The organism is Leisingera sp. M658 (genome assembly GCF_025144145.1).
Classification (GTDB): Bacteria; Pseudomonadota; Alphaproteobacteria; order Rhodobacterales; family Rhodobacteraceae; genus Leisingera.
Genome location: NZ_CP083546.1, coordinates 524,816 through 547,754 on the forward strand (window position 1 = coordinate 524,816; position 22,939 = coordinate 547,754).

Genomic DNA, 22,939 nt, shown 5'->3' on the forward strand with positions numbered 1-22,939 from the left:
CGGTGAGGCGCAGCCCCGCATCGCGCCCACCGTCGGGTCCGGCGCGATGCTTCGTGTACCATGGAAATGATAGCGCCAAGAGACTGTGGGGTTCGAACACAGGCCTAAGGCGCGGAACCAAGGCCGAGAGGCCGCCGCGCCATCGCCTGACCGCCCGCACGGGCAGGCGATTTGGTGCCGCAAGCGCACCAGTTCGGCGTCGAACGGGCTTGGCCGGCATAAATTGCCAAACACTACCGGTGGATCGCCTCCCCGCGGTCAGGCGATGGCGCGGCTTGGCAACCCACAAACTTGTGACGTGACACTTGCCCCCCCTTGGCTAGGCTCAGCCAAATGATCCGAACAGCCCTTTCCTTCTCCGCCGTCCTCCTATGGGCTTCCGCCGCTGCCGCCATGGGGCCGTCGAAACCCTCTGACTGTCATGGCGAGACGGCTTGCCAGCTCGGGGACCGTTCCTATCATGTGATGGAGCCAGAGGGCTGGGACGGGGTCACGCCGCTGCCGGTGCTGCTGCATTTCCACGGCTGGGCGCGGACCGGGGTCAATGCGCAGCGCAGCGACCGGATCGGCGCCTCAACCAAACGGCGCGGTGTGCTGCTGGTGACGCCGAACGGGCGGCGCAAGACCTGGGACTTCTGGTCGCCGGAGACCGGGGATGTCGGTTTCACCAACCAAGTGCTGCGGGACGTGGCCAAGCGCTATCCTGTTGATGCGGGGCGTATCTATGTCTCGGGTTATTCCTATGGTTCGGCGATGGCCTGGCGGTATGTGTGCGAGAGCGGCAATCATGTGGCCGCTTTGCTGGGGATTGCCGGGGCGTTTCCGTCGGGGGAGACCTGCCCCGAGGCCCCGCGCGAGGTGCGCCATGTGCACGGGGTGAGCGATACTGTGATGCCCTTTCCCGACGACGGTCCCGGCGGGCAGGCGGTGCCATTGGGGCTGTGGCGCGCCAGGATGGACTGCGGCGCCGGGCAGGCGGCGGGCGACTGGCAGGTGGTGGATTTCCTGAAACTCAGCCGCACCGAATGGCGGAACTGTGCGAGCGGGCAGGTGGTGCTGGATACCCATCCGGGCGGCCATTTCATCCCGCATGGCTGGATCGGGCGGCAATTGGACGAGCTTTTGGGGCGCACTCCCAGCTATCCGTGACTGCAAGGACGCTCGCGCCCTTGAACCTTGGCGCATTCTTTGTCATTGCCTCTGGCAAACTGCATGTCTGCCAAGGGGTCCCCGACCGATGAAATTCACGCTTTCCTGGCTGAAAGACCACCTCGACACCGATGCCTCGGTGGACGAGATCACCGAGACTCTAACCGATCTGGGTCTTGAGGTTGAAGGGGTCGTTAATCCAGCCGACGCGCTGAAGGACTTTAAACTTGGCTATGTGACACATGCCGAAAAGCACCCCGACGCCGACAAGCTGCGGGTCTGCAAGGTGGACACCGACGAGGGCGAGCTGCAGATCATCTGCGGCGCGCCGAATGCGCGGACCGGCATCACCGTGGTGGTCTGCAAGCCGGGCATGTATATTCCGGGGCTGGATATCACCATCGGCGTCGGCAAGATCCGCGGTATCGAAAGCTTCGGCATGATGGCGTCCGAGCGCGAGCTGGAGCTGTCGGAAGAGCATGACGGCATCATCGAGCTGCCAACGGGCGCGGTCGGCGACAAATTCGTGGACTGGCTGGCGGAGAATGATCCGGCCAAGGTCGATCCAGTCATTGAAATCGCGATCACCCCGAACCGCCCCGATGCGCTGGGCGTCTACGGCATTGCCCGCGACCTGGCGGCGCGTGGCCTCGGCACGCTGAAAACCCGTGCCTTTGAGGCGATCCCCGGCGATTTCGACAGCCCCATCAAGGTGACCATCGACGAAGATACCCTGGACGGCTGCCCGCTGTTTGCGGGCCGGGTAATCAAGGGCGTGAAGAACGGTCCCAGCCCGCAGTGGCTGCAGGACCGGCTGAAGGCGATTGGCCTGCGCCCGATTTCGGCGCTGGTGGATGTGACCAACTTCTTCACCTTCGACCAGAACCGCCCGCTGCATGTGTTTGATGCGGCCAAGGTTGCTGGCGGCCTGCGGGTGCACCGCGCGGCTGGCGGCGAGACGCTGAAGGCGCTCGATGAGAAGGAATACACCTTTGGCGCGGGCCAGATGGTGATCTCGGACGCCAATGGTCCCGAAAGCATCGGTGGCATCATGGGCGGCGAGGAAACCGGCTGCACCGAGGAAACCGTGGATGTGTTCCTGGAGAGCGCGTTCTGGGATCACGTGCAGATCGCCATGGCGGGCCGGGCGCTCAAGATCAACTCCGACGCGCGCTACCGCTTTGAGCGCGGCGTCGACCCGGAATACACCATCGAGGGTCTGCACCGGGCGACCCAGATGATCCTGGATATCTGCGGCGGTGAGCCGTCCGAGGTGGTGATCGCCGGCGACGTGCCGGATCACGCGCGCGCCTATAAACTGGATTCCGGCCGGGTGCAGTCACTGGTGGGGATGGAAATCCCGGAAAGCGATCAGCGCCAGACCCTGACCCGCCTGGGCTTCCGCCTGGAGGGCAACATGGCGCATGTGCCCAGCTGGCGCCCGGATGTGCAGGGCGAGGCCGATCTGGTGGAAGAGGTGGCGCGGATTGCCTCTCTGACCAAGCTGCAGGGCAAACCGCTGCCGCGGCTGACCGACGGTATCCCAAAGCCGGTGATGACACCGCAGCAGCGCCGCCAGCAAATGGCGCGCCGCACCTGCGCCAGCCTCGGCTATAACGAGGTGGTGAGCTACACCTTCATCGACAAACCCTCGGCGGCACTGTTCGGCGGCGGCGGCGATGCCACCATGCTGGCGAACCCGATCTCAACCGAGATGTCGCATATGCGCCCGGCGCTGCTGCCGGGCCTGCTGCAGGCGGCGGCGCGTAACCAAGCGCGCGGCTATATGGATCTGGCCTTGTTTGAGGCGGGTCCCGCCTTCCACGGCGGTGAGCCGGGCGAGCAGCACAACCTGATTTCCGGCCTGCTGGTCGGCCGCACCGGTCCGAAGGACGTGCATGGCGCCTCGCGCGCTGTCGATCTTTACGATGCCAAGGCTGACATCGAGGCGGTTCTGGCCGCCATCGGCGCGCCGGCCAAGGTGCAGATCCTGCGCGGGGCGCAGTCCTGGTGGCATCCGGGCCGTCATGGCCGCATCTGCCTGGGTCCGAAGAAGACGCTTGGCGTGTTTGGCGAACTGCATCCCAAGGTGCTGAAAGAGATGGGGATCAAAGGCGCGGCTGTTGCCTTTACCATCTGGCCGGATGAGATTCCGATGCCGCGTAAATCCGGTGCCAGCCGCCCGGCGCTGGATATCAGCGACCTGCAAGCGGTGGAGCGGGACTTTGCCTTTGTTGTTGATGCAGAGGTCGAGGCGCTGACCCTGGTCAATGCGGCAGCCGGGGCTGACAAGGCGCTGATCGCAGATGTGCGCGTTTTTGACGAATTCATCGGCGGTTCCTTGGGGGAGGGCAAGAAGTCGCTGGCGATCACCGTGCGGCTGCAGCCCAGCGACAAGACGCTGCAGGAAAAGGACATTGAAGCGGTGAGCGGCAAAATCATCGCCAAAGTGACTAAGGCCACCGGCGGCACCCTGCGGGGCTAAGGCGGGACCAAGACTTTTGAAGAAAAGTCTTGGCAAAAGTTTTCTGTAAAACTTTTGGGCAGCGCACCCGTTGGGGCGCTGCCCTTTCTATGCGTCACCTCGCGGAGAAGAACTCCGCCAGCAGGTCGAACACCAGCCGGATCCGGCGGCTGGTGTGCAGCTCGCGGTGGGTGGTGAGCCAGACCGGGAAAACAATCGGTTCCATGCCAGGCAGAAGCCGCTCCACCTCCGGCGCGGCGGCTGCGACGCTGTCCATCATCGGACAGATGCCAAACCCTTGTTTCACCAGCTCCCACGTGGCCAGCCCGCTGGTGGACTTGATACGGAAATTGTCAGGTGTCAGGGGAATACCCAGCGGCGCCATGAACGCGATGGAGCGCTCCACATCGGCAAAGCCCACGAAATCATGATCTGCCAGCTCTGCCGCTGATGCAGGGCGACCGCGCCGTTCCAGATAGCTGGCGGCGGCATAGAAGTGGGCGGTGGCTTCCTGCACCAGACGGGCGATCAGCTCGGGCTGTTCGGGGCGGACGTGGCGGATGGCGATATCGGCTTCGCGCCGCATCAGGTCGCGGATATCATTGGCGGCCACCACGTCGATGGTGAGCCGGGGCGCGCGCTGGCGCAGCTGGTGCAGCACCGGCGGCAGCACATGGGCGGACATCACATCCGAGGCGGTGATCCGCACCGTGCCGTCGATAGATTGCGCCTGGCCGGTGGCGGCCAGACACAAGCCATCGGCTGCCGCTCCCATCTTGCGGCTGTGGGAGTGCAGCTCGTGCCCCGCCTCGGTCAGGGCCAGGGTGCGGCCCAGGCGTTCGAACAGCAGCACGCCCAGCTCGCCTTCAAGGGCTGCAACCTGGCGCGACAACGTAGGCTGGGTGAGGCCGAGCCGACGTGCTGCCGCCGACAGCGAGCCGGTTTCAGCGGTGGCGAGGAAGGCGCGAATGTGGTTCCAGTCAGGGCTGTTCATGCAAATATGTATAACGAACTTGCGAATTTCGGCAATTTATCTGTGGTTCCTGCATGGGTAGGGTTCCGGCAACCAAGGAGATCCGCGATGACAGCCGACGCCCGATTTTGGAACAAGGTCGCCCCGAAATACGCCAAATCAGCGATCCGCGACGAAGATGCTTACCGCTATGCGCTGGAACGGACCCGGTCTTATTTGAAACCGGAGGACAGCGTGCTTGAACTGGGCTGCGGCACCGGTTCCACCGCGATTGAGCTGGCGCGCAACGTCTCCAAAATCACTGCAACCGATCTGTCGGAAGCAATGCTGGAGGTGGGCCGCGAGCGCGCGTGGGACGCTGGCGCCAGCAATGTGGAGTTTCAATGCAGCAGCGCTGGCGAGGCGCCGGAGGGCCCGTTTGATGCGGTGCTGGCGCATAACCTGCTGCATCTGCTGCCGGATCTGGAGGCTGTTCTGAATGGTGTGGCAGCGCGGTTGGCACCCGGCGGGCTGTTCATCTCCAAAACCCCCTGCCTGGGAGAGATGCGGGGCAGCTGGAAGTACCGGATGTTTCAGGTGGCGATTCCGCTGATGCGGCTTGTGGGTTATGCGCCCAGCTATGTGGATTTCATCGACATCCGCACCCTGGAGGCCGCAGTGCAGCGGGCCGGGTTCGACATCATTGAGACCGGCAACTACCCGGCGGACACGCCAGGCCGCTATTTGGTGGCGCGGCGGCGCTGATCCTTTGCCTTTCGCCTGCCAGCCCTAGGTTACAAGGCGGAGGCCTATATGTTCGAGGACCGGATATCCGCCGGGCTTCAGCTGGCCGGCCATTTGGCTGAACTGCCGGTGAAGGACCCTGTGGTGCTGGCGCTGCCGCGGGGCGGGGCGCCTGTTGCGCTGCCCATTGCGCAGGCCTTGCAGGCGCCGATGGACCTGCTTTTGGTGCGCAAAATCGGCATGCCGTCCAATCCGGAGCTGGCGGCCGGCGCGCTGGCGGAGGGCAGCAATCCCATTTTTAATAACGCATTGCTGCAGATTGCGGGCCTGAGGCCCGAGGATTTTGCAGCCCAGGTTGCGCAGGCGCGGGAGGAGAATGCCGCCCGCCGCGCCCGGTATCTGCGCGGGCGGGCGCCGGTGGAGCTGGCCGGGCGCACGGCGATCGTGGTGGATGACGGCATTGCCACCGGAGCGACCTTCATGGCGGCGCATATCTGGCTTATGGAACGCGGACCGGCCAGCGTTATTTTAGCCGTCCCTGTGGCGCCGCCGGAAGCGGTGGACGAATTGCGTCCGCTGGTGGATACTGTGATCTGCTTACTGAGTCCGGAGGAATTCCGGGCTGTCGGCGTGCACTACAGGGATTTTACGCAAACCAGCGACGCAGAGGTCATGGCTGCTTTGGCCGCGGCCCCGCAGGCTGGCGCAGGAAAGGACAGAACGTGGCATTGAAGGTTTATCTCTCAGGCGAGATTCACACCGACTGGCGGGAACAGATCATCGCAGGCGCAAAAGGGCTGGAGGTCAGTTTCAGCGCGCCGGTGACCGATCATGGTGCCAGCGATGATTGCGGTGTGGCGGTGCTGGGTGCCGAGGACAATAAATACTGGCATGACCACAAGGGTGCGATGGTCAACGCGATCCGTACCCGCAAAGGGATTGCCGACGCCGATGTGGTGGTTGTGCGCTTTGGCGACAAGTATAAACAGTGGAACGCGGCCTTTGATGCGGGCTATGCCGCAGCGCTTGGCAAGTCGGTCATTGTCCTTAGCCCGCCGGAGCATCAGCACGCATTGAAAGAGGTCCACGCAGCAGCGCTGGCGGTGGCTGAAGAACCGCGCCAGGTCGTTGAAATCCTCGCTTATGTGCTGACGGGCAAACTGCCTGCATGACACCCCCGGTTCTGGAGACGGACCGGCTGATCCTGCGCCCGCACCGGGTGCAGGATTTTGCCGATGTGGCTGCCCTGTGGGCAAACCCTGACACCGTACGCTTTATCCAGCCCGAAGCCGTGACCCCGGAGGGGGCCTGGGCCAAACTGATGTTTCATCACGGCCACTGGCAGGCGATGGGGTTTGGGGTCTGGGTGATCACAGAGCGCGGCAGCGGCCGGTATCTGGGCGAGACGGGGTTCTTCGTCACGCCGCGCCAGTGCGACCCGCTGTTGGGGGATGCGGTTGAGGCAAGCTGGGTGCTGGCGCCGGAAGCTCAGGGGCAGGGGATCGCGGCAGAGGCGGTGCTGCGGACCCATGCCTGGGCGGACACCGCAGGTCTTTGGCCGGAAACGGTTTGCCTGCTGGACCCGGAGAACACGGCGTCACAAAAACTGGCCGCGAAGACCGGGTATGAATTTCGCCAGAAGGTCCAGTACCGCGGCGGCATGTCGCTGGTGATGGCGCGCAAGACCGGGCAGCCTGGCACGGCAGCGTAAGGCTCCCGCCCCTGAAAGCGCTTCCAGAGGAAGCGCATTGCAGCGTTGGGCACGGCACCGCGCGTTGCGCGGTGCAGGCCGTGTGCCGCCGGTGTCAGTTCCCATTGCAGAATCCGGTGTAACCTTGCCGGGATTTTTTACGCCGATTTTGCGATTTACAGCGCCCCTCAACGGTTCATTAACGCCGAGTGGCCTAATTGGTCTCTTAACGCACGACGACTTTACGTAAAGTACTGCGCTCCAACGGGCGCGGGGCTTGGGAAGACTACATGACGAACCGCCGCAAACCTATTTTGCAAATTACTCCGCTGATTGAGGATGCGGGCCTGTTCAAGCGCGAGGTGCGCGATGTCCCGTTGGAGCTGGTGCCGGTGTTTAGCCGGAACAACCGCGGGGATCTGGTGGTGAAGGGGATTGTTCAGCCGGATGCGGAGATCGAGGTGATCTTTGCCGGGCGCCGGATGCGTGAAGCGGCAGGGCTGGTGACGCAAATGAAGAAGCTGCGGGTGCAGGGGGTGCGTACGGCGATGCATGGCCACGAGGCGATGAACAGTATCCGGCGGCTGCGGCTGCCAGTCCAGGTGCGCGGCACCTGGCGGCTGCGTTTTGATCGCGATGCCTCCGGCTGGGAGGTCAAGAGCTATCAGCTGCTGGCCGCGCAATGGGCCTTTGCCGATGCGGACGGGTATACTGTTCTGTGCGGCTGGCCGCCCGCCGAGCCGGAAGACAGATTGCAAGACCGCGCCCGCGCCGCGCGGGCCCAGCTGGCCGCGGCACGGGCCGCGCAAGCGGCGCGGACAGGCTAGGGCCCCGGGCGCCCAGCCGGGCTGCAGCGCACAAACGCCCCGCCAAAGGCGGGGTGCCAGGCCCAACGGGATGAGGCCCGCCGGGGCCGAAGACGGGCGGGAACGCCTCAGCCCTCCTTCTTGATTTCCACAGAATGCGGATAAGGAATAGAAATGCCCTTGGCGTCGAAAGCCTCTTTCACACCCTGTGTCAGAGCAAATTTCACTTCCCAGTAATCCGCCGCTTCACACCAGACACGGGCCGTCAGATCGACGGAACTGTCCCCCAGATTGGTCACCCGCACCCAAGGTTCAGGATCTTGCATCACCCGCGCGTCGGCGGCGGCCTGTTCGAGGATGATCGCCTTGGCAGCATCAGCGCTGTCGCCGTAGTCGATGCCGAACACCATGTCGACGCGGCGGGTGTCGTGATGCGAGAAATTGGTGATGACCGCGCCCCAGGCCTGGCCGTTCGGGACGATGATTTGCACATTGTCCGGCGTGGCCAGTTCTGTGATGAACAGATTCAGATCCTTCACCGTGCCGGAGGTGCCGCCGATATCGACATACTGGCCGATCTTGTAGGGGCGGAACAGGATCAGCATGAAACCGGCGGCCAGATCGCTGAGCGTGCCCTGCAGTGCCAGGCCGATCGCCAGGGTCGCCGCACCCAGCATGGCGACCAGGCTGGTGGCCTCGATGCCGAAGATGCCTAGGACGGCGACCAGCACCACAAGCAGCAGCACCCAGCGCACGACGCTGGCGGCGAAATTTCCCAATGTCGGGTCGATCTGCGGGGTCTTGTTGATGCGGCGGCGCACCGCGCCGCTGATCCAGCCGGCAGCGATCCAGCCGAGGATCAGCACCACCAGCGCTTTGGCGCCGCTCACCAACAGGGGCCAGTAGGCCCCCGCCTGTTCAATCATCTGTTCCATGTCCGCAGTCCCAACCGGTTTCCCTAACTGTGCCCGAATGTCGTGGATGAGGCGTGCTGAGGCAATAGGGTGCAGCGGGGAAAGATCGGGCGGCAAAGGCTCAACCTTTGGGGGAGGCAGGCCGCGAGCCGCAGGATGGTGCGGACGCGCGCCCGAGAACAGTCAGCCGGCACAGAGGAGGAGCTGGGGTTCAGCGCCCCCGCCTTGCCCTGGTTTCAGAAAACAAACAAATCAGCAGTCACATCGTCCGCGTCAAAGTTGCGAAGGGTGATAGAAACATCTGCAAACCTGATATCGACGTCTTTGCCGGTGTCGCTGATCTCCAGATCGGAGAATTTGGACGCACCGCGGTAAATCCTGATCAGGTCTTCGCTTGCGTCAAAGTTGCGGATCGTATCGTGGCCGTCGCCCCTCTTGAAGATAAACAGGTCGGCGCCGCCACCGCCATCGAGCGTGTCTTTGCCCTTGTTGCCGCGCAAGACATCCTTGCCGTTGTCGTTGTCGTTGTCGTTGTCGTTGTCGTTGTCGTTGTCGTTGCCGCTGGAGTTGGGAGCATTTCCCGCTATGCGGACGGCAGTATCTGCGCGGTGCCTGGCTCAGATGGTTTCGCTTCCGGTCACCGGAGAAACAGCGCTGCGCTGCAGGTCCCAGAGCTGATGCATGGTTGCCGCCCGGGTCCAGCAAGATGAGAAATTCCTTCCCGGGTATTGGAAAAGCCCCGCCAATCCGGCGGGGCTTTCCTCAAATCAGTGATCTGGAAACGCTTTGCTTACTGCTTCAGCGCCAGCTTCGGCGACAGCACATCCATGCCCAGAGCTTCGCCAACTGCGTAATAGGTCAGCTGGCCTGCATGAACGTTCAGGCCGTTCAGCAGGTGCGGGTCGTCCTCGCAGGCCTTGCGCCAGCCCTTGTTGGCCAGGTTCAGCATGAAGGGCAGGGTCGCGTTGCCCAGTGCCTGGGTCGAGGTGCGCGCCACGGCACCCGGCATGTTGGCCACGCAGTAGTGCATGATGCCGTCGACCTCATAGATCGGATCGGCGTGGGTGGTCGCCTTGGAGGTCTCAAAGCAGCCGCCCTGGTCGATGGCGACGTCCACCAGCACCGCACCCGGCTTCATTTCGCCAAGCTGGGCACGGGACACCAGTTTCGGCGCCGCAGCACCGGGGATCAGCACCGCACCGATCACCATGTCGGCGTCGCGCACCAGTTCGGCGGTGGCGCCGGCGGTGGAGTACTGGTTCTTGAAAGTGCGGCCGAACACGTCGTCCAGGTACTTCAGGCGGGTCAGCGAACGGTCCAGGATGGTGACATCCGCGCCCATGCCGGCTGCGATCTTGGCCGCGTGGGTTCCGACGACGCCGCCGCCGATCACCACAACCTTGGCCGGGGCCACGCCGGGCACGCCGCCCATCAGCACACCGCGGCCGCCGTTGGCCTTTTGCAGGGTGTAGGCGCCCACTTGCGGGGCCAGACGGCCGGCCACTTCGGACATCGGCGCCAGCAGCGGCAGGCCGCCGCGGTCGTCGGTCACGGTTTCATAGGCAATCGCGGTGCAACCGGATTCGAGCAGGTCGTGGGTCTGCTCCGGATCGGGGGCCAGGTGCAGGTAGGTGAACAGCAGCTGGCCTTCGCGCAGCATCTTGCGCTCAACCGCCTGGGGTTCCTTCACCTTGACGATCATGTCGGCGGTGGCAAAGATTTCCTCGGCGGTGTCGAGGATCACCGCACCGGCGGAGACATAGTCCTCGTCGGTGAAGCCGGCGCCCAGGCCGGCGCCTTTCTGGATCACAACGCCGTGGCCGTGGAACACCGCTTCGCGGGCAGCATCCGGGGTCATGCCAACACGGAATTCCTGGGGTTTAATCTCGGAGGGGCAGCCGATTTTCATGTGAGTATCTCCTCAAAACTCTCTACGGGCATTTTGCCGCAGTGTCTGCAAAATGTGCTTCTTTTTTGGGCGGAAGAAAAACATACCTTTCGAAGATTCTTCGCGTATAAAGGTGAAATAAAGCAAGGATCTTCGCAAAATGGCTCTGGACGAAACAGATCGTCGCATTCTCTCGGTGCTGCAAAAGCAGGGCCGCATCTCCAACGCCGACCTGTCGGAGCGGGTGAACCTGTCAGCCTCGGCCTGCCACCGGCGGGTGCAGCGGCTGGAGGCTGACGGGTATATCCGTGATTATGTTGCGCTGCTGGATGCGCGCAAGATGAACGTGCCGACCACGGTGTTTGTCGAGATCACCCTGTCCGGCCAAGCGGATGAGGTGCTGGACGCGTTTGAAAAAGCGGTGTCGCGGATACCGGATGTGCTGGAATGCCACCTGATGGCGGGTACGGCGGATTACATCCTTAAGGTTGTGGCGGAAAACACCGAGGACTTCGCCCGCATCCACCGCCAGCATCTGGCGCGGCTGCCGGGGGTGGCGCAGATGCAATCGAGTTTTGCGCTGCGCACGGTGTTCAAGACCACGGCGCTGCCGGTTTAATGCAGCTTTGATGCTGATGGCCGGGTCCGGGGCTTTTGCGCTTGAACCCCGGTGGAAATTCCGGTTGCCTTGGGGGAAGGCGCAGCCGGGGCCGCATGATTGCCGCCGGTGCTGCGGCGACTGCTGTCTGCTGCCGCCCCGGCCGCGTGACATCAAACAGTCGCATGCCGCCCGTATAAGGCGGCGTTTGCACGACCTGACAAGGAAGGAACCCTGCCCGTGACCCGCGAATTTGAAACCGCATCCCTGGACTGGCTGGAAGCGGAGCTGCAGGACACGCTGGACGAGGATATCGAGATTGAATTCTCGGAACCGATGCTGAGCCAGGAGATCCGCAAGATCTACCGCGAACAGCACCCGGAAATGCTCGACCGGCAAATCTATTTCCGCAACCTTTTGCGATTGCAGGCAGAGCTGATCAAGGTCCAGGACTGGGTGCAGAACTCGGGTGCCAAGGTTTGCATTCTGTTCGAAGGCCGCGACGCGGCGGGCAAAGGCGGGGTGATCAAGCGGATCACCCAGCGGCTGGACCCGCGGGTTGCGCGAGTAGTGGCGCTGCCGGCGCCGAACCGCCGCGAGCAAAGCCAATGGTATTTTCAGCGCTATGTGCCGCATCTGCCGGCGGGGGGCGAGATCGTTCTGTTCGACCGCTCCTGGTACAACCGGGCGGGCGTCGAGCGGGTGATGGGCTTTGCCAGCGACGACCAGGTTGATCAGTTCTTTCAGGACGTTCCGGAATTTGAACGGATGCTGGTGCGGTCGGGCATTATCCTGCTGAAATACTGGTTCTCGATCACTGACGAGGAACAGCAGCTGCGGTTCATGATGCGCATCCATGATCCGATGAAGCAGTGGAAACTGTCGCCGATGGATCTGGAAAGCCGGATCCGCTGGGAACAGTATACCAAGGCCAAGGAAGAGATGTTCAAGCGCACCAACATCCCTGAGGCACCCTGGTACATCGTTGAAGGTAATGACAAAAAACGTGAACGGCTGAATTGCATCGAACACCTTTTGACCAAGATCCCCTATGAGGAGGTGCCGCACGAAAAGGTGGACCTGCCAGACCGCAAGTACAATCCCGACTACGAGCGCCAGGTGCTGCCGGATGAATTGTATGTGCCCAAGATCTATTGAGGCCAGTTAAGGGCCTGGCTCCCGGCGTTGAAATTGCAAAAGGGCGCACCAAGGCGCGCCCTTTCCACGGTTGCCCGGCGAGGATCAGAACAGGAAGTCGCTGGCCTGAAGCTCCTGCTCTGTGATGCCGCTGAGCAGCAGGCTGTCGCCATCGCTGTCGCTGATCAGCAGGCCGGCATTGGTCTGGCTGGTGTGATTGGTCATCAGGTCGCTGAAGCCGGTGATACCTGTCGCCGCGCCCAGATCAATGCGCTCGCCGCTGGCATCCGGGTTGAAATCACTCACAGTGTCATCGCCGCCGCTGAAGATGAAGAGGTCGCCGCCGCCCTTGCCGGCCAGCTTGTCGTTGCCGCTGCCGCCGTCCAGGGTGTCTTTGCCGCGACCGCCGAACAGTTTGTCCTTGCCGCTGCCGCCGTTCAGCTCATCCGCGCCGTTGTTGCCGCGCAGCGTGTCGTTGCCTGAGCCGCCGTTCAATTCGTCGCCGCCGGCCTTGCCGTTCAGCTTATCCCGGCCTTCGCTGCCGTCGAGGCGGTCCTGGCCGCTGCTGCCGGTCAGCGTGTCATTGCCGCCGAGACCATCCAGGCTGCCGGCGCTGCCGAGGGTCAGGGCATCGTTTCCGGAGGTGGCGCCAGTGCCGGTATTGCCGCCGGAGCCTCCGCCATTGCCGCCGCCGGACCCGGAATCCAGCTGCAGGTCCGCGCTGGTGCGGGCGAAGTTCTGGGTGACCATCACCGCATCCCAGCCGTTGAAATTGCCCTGTTCGATGCCGATGCCGATCACCTCGACATTTGCGTTGAGGATGTTGGCGCGGTGACCGGGGCTGTTCATCAGCGATTCGTGCAGGTTGACGACATCGTCGGCCAGCCCGGCGGCGCCGCGTTCGCTTTGCCAGGCGATGTTCTCGGCCCAGGTCCAGCTGCCGGAGAACTGAAAGCCGGCATCTTTCATCCGGTCGCCGGCGCTGGAGCCGCCAGAGCCGGTGTGGGAGAAGACATCCTGCTGCAGCATCCATTCGCTGTGGTCTTCGGCCGAATCGTTCAGGCGCAGCTCCAGCTGGACCGGGTTGAGCCCGCGCGACGTGCGCTCGGCGTTGATCAGGTCGAGCATCTGGCGCTCGAGTTGGCTTGCCTGTGACATCTGTAACTGCTCCGTGAGTGTGCCGGCTGTGCGGCGGTGCTCTCTTCGGTTAACGGAAATTTAAGGCGCCGAAAGGGCCGGAAGGTGCAGCAGCGGAATTGCGGCAAAGCTCTGCCCGTCGCATGGGGGCGGATACGCGGATTCCTGCGCGCGCGGCGGCCGCGGGCAGCGCTGTGCAACTGCTGGCAGGGCATCGGCGCAATCCTGCTGCGGGGCAACGGGCCGGGCAGCGCAGGATTCGGGGGGCAGCTGCCGTCAGGAGACAGGTTTGTGCCGCAAAATCAGCCGAAGAAAGGGGGGGGCCGGGCACCGTCGGGGGGAAGCTGTCGGTGCCCGGCAATACTGAAAACCCGGAGAGGCAATGTCTTGTTTGCAGGGACCAAGACAGGCGCCGGTTCGTTTGGGGGGGGAGACGCGGCCTGCCCCGGGTTTCAATGAACCGGGTGTTCCAATCCCGGACGGCGGGGCAGTGTTTAGGGAAACGCATCAGATTTGCCCTGCCGTATACCCTGTATAGCAGAGAAAATTAACGAAATACACCCTAAAGATGTAATTCGGGCAAAATTGCGGTATTTCTGTGTATCCACTTAAGAAACGGCATTTTCTTAAGCGGCAGAAATGACAAACCCCCGAGGCAGAGCCGCGGGGGTCGTCTGAACTTAAGTTCCGGCTGGTCGCAAGACCGGCCCAGTGCTGTCCAAAGCCGGACGGCCTGCTGCTTAGAGCAAACCTTCGCGCTGGAGCTTCTTACGTGCCAGTTTCCGGGCACGGCGGATCGCTTCAGCTTTCTCGCGCGCTTTTTTCTCGGACGGCTTCTCGAAATGTTGCTTGAGCTTCATTTCGCGGAATACGCCTTCACGCTGCAGCTTTTTCTTCAGGGCACGAAGCGCCTGATCGACATTGTTGTCGCGAACACTAACCTGCATGTGGTTTTCACCACCTTTCTAAGTATGAGTTGCAAGGAAATTGCAGGAAGTGGCCGTATAGCAAAGGCCGGCTATTTTGTCTAGTAGGGTATCAGGACGCTGAAAGCGGGAGGGTGAAATGACCGACGACCAGGATCGCGCGCAGGACGATATCAAGGAAAAGCTGCTGGATGCGGCGTTGAATCATGTGCCGTTTGACGGCTGGTCCGAGGTGACATTCCGGGCCGCCTGCGAGGACGTGCAGGTGGCTGAAGTGCTGGCCCATGCGGTTTGCCCGCGCGGCGGGGTGGACCTGGCGCTGGCCTATCACGCCCGCGGCGATTCGCGGATGCTGGCGCGGCTGGACGCCGAGGACCTGTCCGGCCTGCGGTTCCGCGACAAAGTGGCGGCGGCGGTACGGTTCCGGCTGGAAGCCGTGGATGACAAGGAAGCGGTGCGCCGCGGCACAACGCTGCTGACACTGCCGCAATATGCCGGCGACGGGATCAAGGCGATCTGGGGCACTTGCGATCTGATCTGGGAGACGCTGGGCGACGGCTCGGATGATCTGAACTGGTATACCAAGCGCGCATCGCTGGCCGGGATCTATTCCGCCACAGTGCTGTTTTGGCTGGGCGATGACAGCCTGGGCCATCAGGCGACGTGGGAGTTTCTTGACCGCCGGATCGGCAATGTGATGGATTTTGAGAAGCTGAAGGCCGGGCTGCAGAAAAATCCGCTTTTGAAGCCGTTCCTGGTGGGGCCGAACTGGCTGGCCGAGCAGATCAAACCGCCCAAGGGCCGCGACGGCCTGCCGGGCTCTTTGAACCCGCGGCGGTGAGTGGCACAGTGAAAGCAAGGTTTTCGGCAGCCTGAAGCGCATTGCGCAAATGTGTCATGCTCCATGCTGCTCCCCCGGTGCAGTATTGATCATCTGCATTGGGAAACTGCATCTTTGCCGGGTGGCCGTGAACCGCCGGATCACCGTTCCATTAACCCCAATTAAATCGCTGCCGCACTATGCAGAAGTTGCTGCCGCAATGCGGATGCGGGTGCTGCTCAGCATGTGTGAAGGCTGTGCTCCGGCGGATGCCGGCCAGTTTTCGAATCTTGCAGCCGGAACCAGCAGCATCACGTGAATTCAGAAACCTAATCTGAGGGACTTATTCATGGGAAAAGTGAGCGTTAAAATCGGCGGGTTCGGACACAGCGACAAATGGGACCCGCTTGAGACCTCGGGCCTGGGCGACTGCATCTGTCTGGTGGCCTATGACAAGAACAAGCAGGTCGGCACGATGTACCACTTCGTGACGACGCCCTGCCGCAGCGGCCCTGCCGAGAATATTCAGATCGACGACAAGCCGCTGAAGGCGGCGAAGGGAAAGCTGGACAAGGCCTTTAAGGCAGGCCACCCGAAGGGGACCAAAATCACCGGATACCATGTCAAGCTTGGCAAAGAGTGGACCGCTAACAAGTACTTCAAAGGTGACCCGAACAAGGCCTTGACCGCGGCGTGCAAAAGTATCTTCAAGGCCGCTCCCAAGCTCTCAGGCGCAAAGGCCGCATTTGACTGCAGCACCGGCAAACTGACATGAACCGGGCATCCGCACTGGCGAAGCTCCTGTAAGCCTCATCGGCGTCCCGCTTGACGCGATCTCCTGCGGCGCCCCGTTTTTCTTGCGCAATTGGCAGCCTGTTGGGTTGCCAATTGCGCGTCTGTGCTTCTGCTTGCAATCTCCAAGCGGATTTCGGGACTCCGTCTGCAAAAGGCTGCTTTGGCCTGCGCGGTTGCCCGGAACCTGCCAAGGCCTTGGCCAGCTCTGTCTAAGAATTCCGGCTGCAGTCAGCGTGAGCTGCAGCGGCGACAATCAGGCAACGAGGAAACCGCGTGCAGGTTTCCGGTGCTATAGGGATTGCGGTTCAGGGCTGCATCGCTTGATCAGCAAACCGAACGGCTGCGTGACGCCAGGGAATGCAAATAAGCTGCGTTGTTCTGATAAGCAATCCCGGCGGTCCGGGCTGGCCGGGTGAAGACCACATAGAAGTATCCGGCCGGCAAAAGATCTTCCATGCGCGCCTGCATCCAATCCTGCGCCGCAGCGCCCTGGCGCTTTGGGCTTTACCGGTTGCGGCCCGGGAACGTCCAGCCTCTTGGCTGTGCCTCACGGTAGTCGCCGCGGAACAGGCCGGGCATTCCGCAAAGCAGCCTTAGCAGGGCGCCTTTGCTGTTTGCGCTCACCCGGGCGGGTGCTAGGCAAGGGGCAAGGATCAGGAGGACGAATTGCCATGACAGAGATGATGCGCGCGGTGGAGATCACCAAACCCGGCGGGCCGGAAGTGCTGCAGCCTTGCCAGCGCCCGGTGCCGCAACCGGGCCACGGCGAAGTAGTGATCAAGGTGGCCTATGCCGGGGTGAACCGGCCTGATGCGCTGCAGCGCGCGGGCGCCTATGATCCGCCCAAGGGTGCCAGCGACCTGCCGGGGCTGGAAGCCTCGGGCGAGGTGATGGCTGTGGGCGCAGGCGTCAGCGGCATCCGCGTGGGCGATCTGGTCTGCGCGCTGCTGCCCGGCGGCGGCTATGCGGAATATGTGGCTGCTCCAGCCGCCCATTGCCTGCCGGTGCCTGCCGGACTGGATCTGAAACAGGCGGCCTGCCTGCCGGAGACGTTTTTCACCGTCTGGTCCAATGTCTTCACCCGCGGCGGGCTGAAAGCGGGCGAGCGGTTCCTGGTGCATGGCGGCTCTTCCGGGATCGGCACCACGGCGATCCAGCTGGCCAAGGCCTTTGGTGCGCGGGTGTTTTCCACCGCCGGATCGGATGCGAAATGCCAGGCCTGCCTGGATCTCGGCGCCGAACGCGCAATCAACTACCGCGACGAGGATTTCGTCAAGGTTCTAAAGGGTGAAGGCGGCGCTGATCTGGTCCTCGACATGGTCGGCGGCGACTATATCCCGCGCAATGTGAAGGCAATGGCCGAAGACGGCCGCCTGGTGCAGATCGCCTTTCTGCAGGGGCCGAAGGTAGAGCTGAACTTTGCCCTGATGATGGTCAAGCGGCTGACCCTGACCGGCTCGACCCTGCGGCCGCAAAGCGACCTGGCCAAGGCGCAGATTGCCGGGGACCTGCGCGAAGCGGTCTGGCCCTTGATCGAAGCTGGCAAGGTGGCACCGGTGATGGACAGCGAATTTGCACTGGAGCAGGCCGCCGCTGCACACACGCGGATGGAAAGCTCCGGCCATATCGGCAAGATTGTTTTGAAAGTGGGCTGAAACTTCAGAGTGCCTGACACAGAAGGGCCGGCAGATCTGCCGGCCCATTTTGATATGCGGATGTCCTTACTGCACGGCGCGCCGGTACAAATGCCAGGTCGCGTGCCCCAGCACCGGCACGACAATGATCAGCCCGGCCAGGAAGGGAATTGCGCCAACCACCAGCGCGGTGCCAACGATGACACCCCAAGTCATGCAAATCACCGGGTTCTTGCGCAGCACCTTGATTGAGGTGGCCACGGCCACCGGCAGGCCCACATGGCGGTCCAGCAGCAGCGGAAAGGACACCAGGCTCATCGCCAAAGCGGCAAAGGCAAAGACCGCGCCCGTGATGCCGCCTGCAATGGCCATGATCCAGCCCTCGCGGGTGGTCACCACTTCCGCAGCAAAGCCCAGGATCGAGGCCGGCGGTTCCGGCCCCAGGGTGCGGCTGTAGATCATGTCAGCGGCCACCAGCCAAACAATGAACAGCACTGCCAGATACAGCCCAAGCACCAGAATGCCGCCAAACGCAGGCGAGCGAATGACGCCGAAGGCGTCCATCCAGCGCGGCTCGAACCCGGCTTCACGGCGCGAAGACATTTCATAAAGCCCAACCGCGGCCACCGGGCCAAGGATCGCAAAACCCATGATCATCGGCACGATCAGGGGCAGCAAATTCATCGACAGGCTCATTACGATCAGCGTGATGCCGATCAGCGGATAAAACAGCACCAGGAACATGGCATCGCTGCGGCAGGCGGCAAAGTCCTCCAGTCCGGCGGCCAGCGAATGTATGATGTCGTCCATGGTGAGGGTGCAGGCCTTGGGCAGTTCCTTGACACCGTCGCTGCCCATCTCTTCGACCGTCTGGCCGATATGCTGCCCCGTGGATTCTGCCCCCTGCAGAAGCCAGCTGAGCGGGTTCCCGATTGTCTTTGCCATGCGCTTCTTCCTCCTCGCTGACCATAACGGAAGTGCCGTTCAGGCAGGGCCGGGCGCGGCACGTTTCATTATACTAGCACAAAACCCCGGGAAGTGTGGATCACAGGCCATTTATTGCCGCGCGCGCAGCGGGGCAGGGGCACTCCCGGCAAAGGGGCCGGGGGGCGGCTGTGCGGATCACGCGGTCTGACAAAGGCGCGGGTTCTGCTTCTTTCTGGTCAAAAACACCCCAGGGTGAATTGGCCGTTAGGCCAAGAGGGGCAGCGCCCCTGTACCCGCCCTCAATCTTAGCGCACCGGCGCGAGGCGGGCGTTTTTCAACGTGCAGTCGCGGATTGCATCCCGCCCGCAAGGCACCGGCTGCAGTGTTTTCGACAGGCAGATGCGGGCTTCCTGGATGGCGCCGATGCGGCAGGTGATGGTCAGGCTGTCCGGCGCCAGACTTGGGTTTTCCTTGAGAAAAGCTTCCTCAACAACGGCGGCGGGCAGGGTCACGGGCTTGTCCAGCTTGCGAAAGACGGCGGGGCGGACCACGCGCCGGTAGGCTTCGCGCATCAGGGTGTAATAGGCCCTTGCGCTGAGGCCGGAACAGGTGCCGTGTTTCTTCCACTGATGCCAGGCCAGGCCGGGGCTGCCCATGATATCCGCCATCTCGCGGCTCATGCGGCGGCTCGGCGGCGCCTCTGCGGAACGGCAGTAACTGGGCCAGCCGCGATGGAATTGCGGCCATAGCCCGTGCAGGGTCCAGCCATAGTCATAGCGCGCCTTGCATTGCTCTGCGCGGCGTGCATCGCCTTCCTGCTCGCACCAGTTCGGCGACCAGCTGAGCGCCAGCACGTAATAGTCGAACTCCCCGGCCGGCTCGCCCTCTGCTGCGGCAAGGGTGGCAAAACCGGCCAAAACAGCCGCCAGCCCCAGCAATAACTTGCGCATTGGCCTCTTTCCTTATGCAATGAAGCCGACTATACAGGCCTGAAGTTCCCCGACAACGGAAACCAGACCCCGAAAGCGGGGCAGCCTTGATCCAGGCGGCGGGGAAGATGTGTTTTAAGGAGATGAGCGCATGGCAAAACCGTTGATGGCCAAGGCAACCGCCGTGTGGCTGGTGGACAATACCACGATCAGCTTCAAGCAGATCGCCGATTTCGTCGGCATGCACGAGCTGGAAATCCAGGGCATCGCCGATGGCGAAGTGGCCGCAGGCGTCAAAGGGTTCGACCCGATGGCCAACAACCAGCTGACCCAGGATGAGATCGACAGGGCGCAAGCCAACCCGCTGCACAAGCTGAAGCTCAAGTTCAACCCGGCTGCCGCCGGCGAGGAAAAACGCCGCGGCCCGCGCTATACCCCGCTGTCCAAGCGCCAGGACCGTCCGAACTCGATCCTGTGGCTGGTTAAATTCCACCCGGAACTCAGCGATGGCCAGATCGCCAAGCTGGTCGGAACCACCAAGCCGACCATCCAGTCGATCCGCGAGCGCACCCATTGGAACATCTCCAGCATGCAGCCGATCGACCCGGTGGCGCTGGGCCTGTGCCGCCAGTCCGAGCTGGATGCCGTCGTGCAGAAGGCGGCGGCCAAGAAAGCCGCCGAAGGCGGCGTGATGAGCGACGATGAGCGCCGCAAGCTGGTCTCTACCGAACAGTCGCTGGAGATGGACGCCGAGCCGAAGATCCCAAGCGCGATCGAGGGGCTGGAAACCTTTACCCTGGGCGGCGGTTTGAATGATGATGACCGGAAGAAGGAAGAGGAAATCCCCGACGCGGACAGCTTCTTCAACCTGCCCGCTGGCGGGGACGACGAGGAAGACGACGAAGATCCCCGCTTCTGATCCCATCCGTCCCGGCGGTGCCGGCTAAAGAAATTTATTAAAAAGCCGCAGATCCTTCACTCAGGATTTGCGGCTTTTTCTGATAGAATTGACTCTCTACGTTACAATATGTTGACTATGTACCCCTGTTTTGCGCAGCATGATGTTGCGGGGCAGTTGTGTTCCAGATTGCCCGCAAAGACCAGGGTGCGGGAAAGGCCTTTTGTTCCGGGGCATTTTCAAAAGTGTAAGGAACGGAGTGTTACTGAGTATTGCCAGCGGTCCGGCCTTGCAGGCCTGTCCGCAAAGGGATGGCAGGAGTACAAGCAATGGACGCAGCAGGGGCCGCGGCGCTTGGGGAAAGCAGCCGCTTGGATCTGGAGACACTGGCCTGTTTGAGCGGCCTGGAGTTCTGCCAGGAATTTGTGGATCAGCTGGCGCAGGCCTATGGGGCCGATCTGGTCACCGTGGGTGAGCTGAAGGTCATGGAGACCGAGCGCATCAAGGTGCTGGCCAGCTGGTTTGACGGGCTGCAGCTGGGGGATTTCGAATACGAGGCTTGCGTGACGCCGTGCCATGACGTGGTGCTGAGCGGCGATCCGCATGTCTTTCCCTGCCGGGTGCAGGAGCTGTATCCGGATGACGAGATGTTCATCGAGGAAGGCATCCAAAGCTATGTCGGGGTCGCCCTGAAAAACGCCGATGGCGAGGCGATCGGACTGGTCCAGGCCTCGTGGCGCTATGAAATCGACGGCGCGCTGGCGCAGCATATCGCATCTGTAATGCAGCAGTTCGCGCCCCGGCTAGGGGCCGAGACCGCCGGGCTGCAGACACTGGCCACGCTGTCAGTGCTGGCCGAAGGGCCAAGCGGCACGTCTCCGCGTGAGGCGTTCCGGCTGCTGGCCGCGCAGCTGCAGGGCGCGCTCAAGGTGCGCTCGGCCTTCATTGCGGAATGCCTGGGCGACAAGCCTGAGTGTTTCCGGGTGCTGGCGTGCTGCTTTGAAGGTCAGCAGATGGAAGGGGTGGAAGACACGGTTGTGCCTTTTGACGGCACCCCTTGTGCGTTTTTAAAGGGGCGGGAGAAATTCCTGGTGCCGGACGGGCTGCAGGAGGCGTTTCCAGAGCAGGCGCAGTTCCGCAGCCAGAACCTGCATTCCTACCTGGGCATCCCGCTGGCCGATGCGGATGGCACGGTGATCGGCCATTTTGCGCTGCAGCACGACCGGGAAATCAAGCAACGCAAGCTGGAGACCGACCTGATCGCGCTGTTTGCCGCGCGGATCGGGCTGGAGCTGCGCCGCCGCAAGGCCGAAAGGCGCCGCGCCCAGGCGGAAGAGGCGCTGCTGATCAAGCGCAAGACCGAGAGCCTGGGGTTGCTGGCGGGCACCATCGCGCATGATTTCAACAACCTTCTGGCCTCGATGCAGGGCCGGGCCGAACTGGCGCTGGCACATCTGGAGGCCGCGCATCCGGCGCAAGGGCATCTGCAAGTGGTCGAGCAGGGGCTGCAGGCCTCTGCCTTGCTGGTCCGGCAGTTGTTGAATTACGCAAAGGGCGGCGGCAGCCGGGAGCAGGGGCCGTGTGATCTGAACGGGATCGTGCAGGAGACCATGGCGCTGGTCCCGGTTGAGCGCAAGATGGGCAAACAAGTGGTGCTTGACATGGAAGAAGGGGCGCTGACGGCGCAGATGGATTCGTCTCAGGTGGGTCAGTTGTTGCTGAACCTGGTCTTCAATGCTGCCGAGGCGATCGGGCCGGCTGCGGGCACGGTCACGGTGAGCACCCGCAAGACCAGCCTGAGCGATGCAGAGCGGCGCAAGCTGCTGAAGGGGCGGAACATGCCGGCCGGCGCTTGCCTGCTGCTGGAGGTGCGCGATACCGGCAGCGGCATGGGCCGCGAGACCGTGACCCGGATTTTTGACCCGTTCTTTACCACCAAACCCGGCGGACGCGGCCTTGGCCTGGCCGCGGCGCTGGGGATCATCAGCCGCCATCGGGGCGGCCTGGCGGTTGAAAGCCGCGAAGGCGAGGGCAGTGCCTTCCGCTTTTACTTTCCTGCCTGCACCGCTGAGCCGGCGGCGGAAGCGTGCCCGGCAGGGCCGCCGGCGCAGCGGCGCGGTGCGGAGATCCGGCGGATCCTGGTGGTGGATGACGAGGAAACCGTGCGCCGGGCAGTGGCCGGGCTGTTGCAGCTGCGCGGCTGCGTCGTGCTGCAGGCTGATGGCTATGACGCGGCGCTGGCGCAGCTGCAGGCGGCAGGGCCGTTTGACGGCGCGGTGATCGACATGAGCATGCCGGGGCGCAGCGGCTGGGAGACTCTGGCGGGCCTGCGCAAGATCCAGCCCGGGCTGAAGGCGGTGATGATGAGCGGCTTTGCCATCAGCGCCGTGGCGGCGGGGTTTCCGGATCTGTCCCGGGTTCCGGTGCTGGACAAGCCGTTTACCAAGGAAAAGCTGTATAAGGCGGTTTTCACCTAAGGGCGGCTTTGGCGCTGGCGGAAGGCTCCCGCGCCCGCATGTGCCCCTGACGGG

General features: G+C 62.9%; 23 protein-coding genes. 15 read left to right on the forward strand and 8 right to left on the reverse strand.

Going from position 1 to position 22,939, the window contains the following annotated elements; genetic code table 11:
* Window positions 1–333 precede the first annotated feature (333 nt).
* Together K3724_RS02710 and pheT are read left to right on the forward strand one after the other, a co-directional pair.
* On the forward strand, window positions 334–1,149 hold the full coding sequence (locus tag K3724_RS02710; protein ID WP_259989837.1) for a PHB depolymerase family esterase: 816 nt from the start codon (window positions 334–336) through the stop codon (window positions 1,147–1,149).
* An 88-nt stretch (window positions 1,150–1,237) separates the two neighbouring features.
* Window positions 1,238–3,634 carry a phenylalanine--tRNA ligase subunit beta gene (gene pheT / locus K3724_RS02715; RefSeq protein WP_259989839.1) on the forward strand — a complete coding sequence of 799 codons (2,397 nt, stop codon included), beginning with the start codon at window positions 1,238–1,240 and terminating at the stop codon, window positions 3,632–3,634.
* A gap of 94 nt (window positions 3,635–3,728) precedes the next feature.
* Here the strand turns inward: pheT and K3724_RS02720 are convergent, their stop codons facing one another.
* On the reverse strand, window positions 3,729–4,607 hold the full coding sequence (locus K3724_RS02720) for a LysR family transcriptional regulator (RefSeq protein ID WP_259989841.1): 879 nt from the start codon (window positions 4,605–4,607) through the stop codon (window positions 3,729–3,731).
* An 87-nt stretch (window positions 4,608–4,694) separates the two neighbouring features.
* Here K3724_RS02720 and K3724_RS02725 point away from each other — a divergent pair, with 87 nt between their 5' ends.
* The 5 genes from K3724_RS02725 (at window position 4,695) to K3724_RS02745 (ending at window position 7,826) form a co-directional block, all read left to right on the forward strand.
* Complete coding sequence (locus tag K3724_RS02725) at window positions 4,695–5,330, forward strand: class I SAM-dependent methyltransferase (RefSeq protein WP_259989843.1); 636 nt, start codon at window positions 4,695–4,697, stop codon at window positions 5,328–5,330.
* 48 nt (window positions 5,331–5,378) lie between these two features.
* On the forward strand, window positions 5,379–6,041 hold the full coding sequence (locus K3724_RS02730; protein ID WP_259989844.1) for a phosphoribosyltransferase: 663 nt from the start codon (window positions 5,379–5,381) through the stop codon (window positions 6,039–6,041).
* The gene (locus K3724_RS02735; RefSeq protein ID WP_259989846.1) at window positions 6,032–6,481 is read left to right on the forward strand and encodes a YtoQ family protein; all 450 of its coding nucleotides are present in this window, start codon (window positions 6,032–6,034) and stop codon (window positions 6,479–6,481) included. Before K3724_RS02730 ends, K3724_RS02735 begins: the two co-directional genes overlap by 10 nt.
* On the forward strand, window positions 6,478–7,020 hold the full coding sequence (locus tag K3724_RS02740) for a GNAT family N-acetyltransferase (RefSeq protein WP_259989849.1): 543 nt from the start codon (window positions 6,478–6,480) through the stop codon (window positions 7,018–7,020). Before K3724_RS02735 ends, K3724_RS02740 begins: the two co-directional genes overlap by 4 nt.
* A gap of 269 nt (window positions 7,021–7,289) precedes the next feature.
* The gene (locus K3724_RS02745; protein ID WP_259989850.1) at window positions 7,290–7,826 is read left to right on the forward strand and encodes a hypothetical protein; all 537 of its coding nucleotides are present in this window, start codon (window positions 7,290–7,292) and stop codon (window positions 7,824–7,826) included.
* A 107-nt stretch (window positions 7,827–7,933) separates the two neighbouring features.
* Here K3724_RS02745 and K3724_RS02750 read toward each other — a convergent pair whose 3' ends face one another.
* From K3724_RS02750 to ald, 3 genes are all read right to left on the reverse strand, one after another.
* Window positions 7,934–8,740: a mechanosensitive ion channel family protein gene (locus tag K3724_RS02750; protein ID WP_259989853.1), complete on the reverse strand. Its 807-nt coding sequence runs from the start codon at window positions 8,738–8,740 to the stop codon at window positions 7,934–7,936.
* 215 nt (window positions 8,741–8,955) lie between these two features.
* Window positions 8,956–9,219 (reverse strand): hypothetical protein, encoded by a 264-nt coding sequence (locus tag K3724_RS02755; protein ID WP_259989854.1) that lies wholly within the window; start codon window positions 9,217–9,219, stop codon window positions 8,956–8,958.
* 290 nt (window positions 9,220–9,509) lie between these two features.
* Window positions 9,510–10,628: an alanine dehydrogenase gene (gene ald / locus K3724_RS02760; protein ID WP_259989856.1), complete on the reverse strand. Its 1,119-nt coding sequence runs from the start codon at window positions 10,626–10,628 to the stop codon at window positions 9,510–9,512.
* A gap of 139 nt (window positions 10,629–10,767) precedes the next feature.
* On the opposite strand from ald, the gene K3724_RS02765 reads away from it, so the two are divergent.
* The gene (locus tag K3724_RS02765) at window positions 10,768–11,226 is read left to right on the forward strand and encodes an Lrp/AsnC family transcriptional regulator (RefSeq protein ID WP_259989858.1); all 459 of its coding nucleotides are present in this window, start codon (window positions 10,768–10,770) and stop codon (window positions 11,224–11,226) included.
* A gap of 219 nt (window positions 11,227–11,445) precedes the next feature.
* Complete coding sequence (gene ppk2 / locus K3724_RS02770; protein ID WP_259989860.1) at window positions 11,446–12,363, forward strand: polyphosphate kinase 2; 918 nt, start codon at window positions 11,446–11,448, stop codon at window positions 12,361–12,363.
* Between the two features lie 84 nt (window positions 12,364–12,447).
* Here ppk2 and K3724_RS02775 read toward each other — a convergent pair whose 3' ends face one another.
* Window positions 12,448–13,500 carry a CAP domain-containing protein gene (locus tag K3724_RS02775; RefSeq protein ID WP_259989862.1) on the reverse strand — a complete coding sequence of 351 codons (1,053 nt, stop codon included), beginning with the start codon at window positions 13,498–13,500 and terminating at the stop codon, window positions 12,448–12,450.
* 719 nt (window positions 13,501–14,219) lie between these two features.
* Window positions 14,220–14,426: a 30S ribosomal protein S21 gene (gene rpsU, locus K3724_RS02780; protein ID WP_024088814.1), complete on the reverse strand. Its 207-nt coding sequence runs from the start codon at window positions 14,424–14,426 to the stop codon at window positions 14,220–14,222.
* A gap of 118 nt (window positions 14,427–14,544) precedes the next feature.
* On the opposite strand from rpsU, the gene K3724_RS02785 reads away from it, so the two are divergent.
* From K3724_RS02785 to K3724_RS02800, 4 genes are all read left to right on the forward strand, one after another.
* On the forward strand, window positions 14,545–15,246 hold the full coding sequence (locus K3724_RS02785) for a COQ9 family protein (protein ID WP_259989866.1): 702 nt from the start codon (window positions 14,545–14,547) through the stop codon (window positions 15,244–15,246).
* Window positions 15,247–15,373: 127 nt separating this feature from the next.
* Window positions 15,374–15,544, forward strand: a complete 171-nt coding sequence (locus K3724_RS02790) for a hypothetical protein (RefSeq protein WP_259989868.1) — start codon at window positions 15,374–15,376, stop codon at window positions 15,542–15,544.
* Between the two features lie 30 nt (window positions 15,545–15,574).
* The gene (locus K3724_RS02795) at window positions 15,575–16,000 is read left to right on the forward strand and encodes a hypothetical protein (protein ID WP_259989870.1); all 426 of its coding nucleotides are present in this window, start codon (window positions 15,575–15,577) and stop codon (window positions 15,998–16,000) included.
* 691 nt (window positions 16,001–16,691) lie between these two features.
* A complete protein-coding gene (locus K3724_RS02800; protein ID WP_259989872.1) occupies window positions 16,692–17,675 on the forward strand; it encodes an NAD(P)H-quinone oxidoreductase in 984 nt (327 codons plus the stop codon).
* A 66-nt stretch (window positions 17,676–17,741) separates the two neighbouring features.
* Here K3724_RS02800 and K3724_RS02805 read toward each other — a convergent pair whose 3' ends face one another.
* On the reverse strand, window positions 17,742–18,599 hold the full coding sequence (locus K3724_RS02805) for a DUF2189 domain-containing protein (RefSeq protein WP_259989875.1): 858 nt from the start codon (window positions 18,597–18,599) through the stop codon (window positions 17,742–17,744).
* A 287-nt stretch (window positions 18,600–18,886) separates the two neighbouring features.
* Window positions 18,887–19,531, reverse strand: a complete 645-nt coding sequence (locus tag K3724_RS02810; protein ID WP_259989878.1) for a ribonuclease T2 — start codon at window positions 19,529–19,531, stop codon at window positions 18,887–18,889.
* A 130-nt stretch (window positions 19,532–19,661) separates the two neighbouring features.
* Between K3724_RS02810 and K3724_RS02815 the strand changes: the two genes are divergently transcribed.
* Window positions 19,662–20,429 carry a DUF1013 domain-containing protein gene (locus tag K3724_RS02815; protein ID WP_259989880.1) on the forward strand — a complete coding sequence of 256 codons (768 nt, stop codon included), beginning with the start codon at window positions 19,662–19,664 and terminating at the stop codon, window positions 20,427–20,429.
* Between the two features lie 308 nt (window positions 20,430–20,737).
* Window positions 20,738–22,885: an ATP-binding protein gene (locus K3724_RS02820; protein WP_259989882.1), complete on the forward strand. Its 2,148-nt coding sequence runs from the start codon at window positions 20,738–20,740 to the stop codon at window positions 22,883–22,885.
* Window positions 22,886–22,939: the final 54 nt, after the last annotated feature.

Coding starts and splice junctions, on each gene's coding strand:
- K3724_RS02800 (WP_259989872.1), top strand. CDS start 16,692: ATGACAGAGATGATGCGCGCGGTGGAGATCACCAAACCCGGCGGGCCG.
- K3724_RS02820 (WP_259989882.1), top strand. CDS start 20,738: ATGGACGCAGCAGGGGCCGCGGCGCTTGGGGAAAGCAGCCGCTTGGAT.
- K3724_RS02810 (WP_259989878.1), bottom strand. CDS start 19,531: ATGCGCAAGTTATTGCTGGGGCTGGCGGCTGTTTTGGCCGGTTTTGCC.
- K3724_RS02740 (WP_259989849.1), top strand. CDS start 6,478: ATGACACCCCCGGTTCTGGAGACGGACCGGCTGATCCTGCGCCCGCAC.
- K3724_RS02725 (WP_259989843.1), top strand. CDS start 4,695: ATGACAGCCGACGCCCGATTTTGGAACAAGGTCGCCCCGAAATACGCC.
- K3724_RS02750 (WP_259989853.1), bottom strand. CDS start 8,740: ATGGAACAGATGATTGAACAGGCGGGGGCCTACTGGCCCCTGTTGGTG.
- pheT (WP_259989839.1), top strand. CDS start 1,238: ATGAAATTCACGCTTTCCTGGCTGAAAGACCACCTCGACACCGATGCC.
- K3724_RS02775 (WP_259989862.1), bottom strand. CDS start 13,500: ATGTCACAGGCAAGCCAACTCGAGCGCCAGATGCTCGACCTGATCAAC.
- rpsU (WP_024088814.1), bottom strand. CDS start 14,426: ATGCAGGTTAGTGTTCGCGACAACAATGTCGATCAGGCGCTTCGTGCC.
- K3724_RS02765 (WP_259989858.1), top strand. CDS start 10,768: ATGGCTCTGGACGAAACAGATCGTCGCATTCTCTCGGTGCTGCAAAAG.
- K3724_RS02730 (WP_259989844.1), top strand. CDS start 5,379: ATGTTCGAGGACCGGATATCCGCCGGGCTTCAGCTGGCCGGCCATTTG.
- K3724_RS02710 (WP_259989837.1), top strand. CDS start 334: ATGATCCGAACAGCCCTTTCCTTCTCCGCCGTCCTCCTATGGGCTTCC.
- K3724_RS02785 (WP_259989866.1), top strand. CDS start 14,545: ATGACCGACGACCAGGATCGCGCGCAGGACGATATCAAGGAAAAGCTG.
- K3724_RS02745 (WP_259989850.1), top strand. CDS start 7,290: ATGACGAACCGCCGCAAACCTATTTTGCAAATTACTCCGCTGATTGAG.
- K3724_RS02795 (WP_259989870.1), top strand. CDS start 15,575: ATGGGAAAAGTGAGCGTTAAAATCGGCGGGTTCGGACACAGCGACAAA.
- ald (WP_259989856.1), bottom strand. CDS start 10,628: ATGAAAATCGGCTGCCCCTCCGAGATTAAACCCCAGGAATTCCGTGTT.
- K3724_RS02805 (WP_259989875.1), bottom strand. CDS start 18,599: ATGGCAAAGACAATCGGGAACCCGCTCAGCTGGCTTCTGCAGGGGGCA.
- K3724_RS02815 (WP_259989880.1), top strand. CDS start 19,662: ATGGCAAAACCGTTGATGGCCAAGGCAACCGCCGTGTGGCTGGTGGAC.
- K3724_RS02720 (WP_259989841.1), bottom strand. CDS start 4,607: ATGAACAGCCCTGACTGGAACCACATTCGCGCCTTCCTCGCCACCGCT.